Below are 1519 nucleotides of genomic sequence, written 5' to 3'. Positions count from 1 at the left end.
CTCAGGGGTTACCGGTCGGTAGGGGAGTCAAAGCGCGCGCTATACCGCCCGCTTTTACTCCCCTACCGGTCAGTAACCAACCGGGTGGCCGCGGCGCGTGCCCATGCGTCGGCAGCAAGGACCCCGTCGACGCTGCTCGAGTCGCCGCCCTGATGGCGCTCGACCACGCGGGCCACCGTGTCGACAACGTCGAGGAAGCCGATCGCGCCGGCGTGGAAGGCGTCCACCGCCACCTCATTGGCCGCGTTGTAGACCGCGGGGAAAGTCCCGCCGGCGGCCCCGACCTGGCGCGCCAGTCGCACCGCCGGGAAGGCGTCGTCGTCCAGCGGCGCGAAGTCCCACGACTGGGTCAACGACCAGTCGCAGGGCACGTCGATGTCGTCGAGGCGGTCGGGCCAGGACAGGCCGAGTGCGATCGGGACGAGCATCCGCGGCGGACCCATCTGCGCGATCGTCGACCCGTCGCGGAACTCCACCATCGAATGTATCCACTGCTGCGGATGAACGACGACATCGATCCGCTCGAAGGGGAGGTCGAAGAGCAGGTGCGCCTCGATGACCTCCAGTCCCTTGTTGACCAACGTCGCGGAGTTGGTCGTGATGACCCGGCCCATCGCATAGTTCGGGTGCGCGAGCGCCTGTGCCGGTGTGACATCGCGCAGTTCGTCGCGCGTGAGGCCGCGGAACGGCCCGCCGCTGGCCGTGACGACCAAGCGCCTGACCTCGCTCACCCGGCCCCCGCGCAGGGATTGCGCGATCGCCGAGTGCTCGGAGTCGACCGGGACGATCTGGCCGGGCGCCGCGGCCGCCCGCACGAGTGCGCCGCCGACGATCAGCGACTCCTTGTTGGCCAGCGCGAGCGTCGAACCGACCGCCAGCGCAGCGAGCGTGGGGCGCAACCCGATCGACCCGGTGATGCCGTTGAGCACGACATCGGCGCCCACCTCGGCCGCCCGGGTGCTCGCGTCCGGCCCGACCACGACCTCCGGGACGTATGCCGGGTGGCCGGCCCGAACGGCATACGTCCGGAGCGCGGAGCGCACCTCCTCGACCGTCCCCGCAGCTACGGCGACGAGCGGCACCTGGAACGAAACCGCTTGCTGCGCAAGGAGATCGATATTGCCGCCGGCGCTGATGGCGACGACCGTGAACCGGTCGGGGTTACGCGCGATGACGTCCAGGGCCTGGGTGCCGATCGAGCCGGTCGAGCCGAGCAAGGCAACGCTGCGGTGGGTCACCCGGTCATTCTCGCCCACGTCCCCGTCCCTCTGGGCGCCCCACCGGCGCGAGCCCGGCGCCGGGCCTGATCCACCGGCGCCGGGCCTGATCCACCGACGCGGGTCCGTATCCCCCTGGGCGCCTGATCGACTCGGGCCGCCGAGCACGCACACATCCCGTCCGGACTCGCGGGCACCGATTGGCTTGTGACAGCGCCCTGGGGTCGCCGGGTGGTCAGCGATCGAGCCGGATCGCGCGGTCAGCGCGGTCAGCGCGGTCAGCGCGGTCAGCGCGGTCAGCG

General features: G+C 71.2%; 1 protein-coding gene. It reads right to left on the bottom strand.

Annotated features, from left to right (window positions below; all coding sequences use genetic code 11):
* Positions 1 to 62: 62 nt before the first annotated feature.
* Positions 63 to 1238 (bottom strand): 1-deoxy-D-xylulose-5-phosphate reductoisomerase, encoded by a 1176-nt coding sequence (dxr, locus tag PKH97_RS15625; protein ID WP_324388530.1) that lies wholly within the window; start codon positions 1236 to 1238, stop codon positions 63 to 65.
* Positions 1239 to 1519: the final 281 nt, after the last annotated feature.

The organism is Nostocoides sp. (assembly GCF_035343835.1).
GTDB lineage: Bacteria > Actinomycetota > Actinomycetes > Actinomycetales > Dermatophilaceae > Nostocoides_A > Nostocoides_A vanveenii.
The sequence above is the reverse complement of the archived record's forward strand: the minus strand, read 5'-3'. Positions and strand labels throughout refer to the sequence as shown.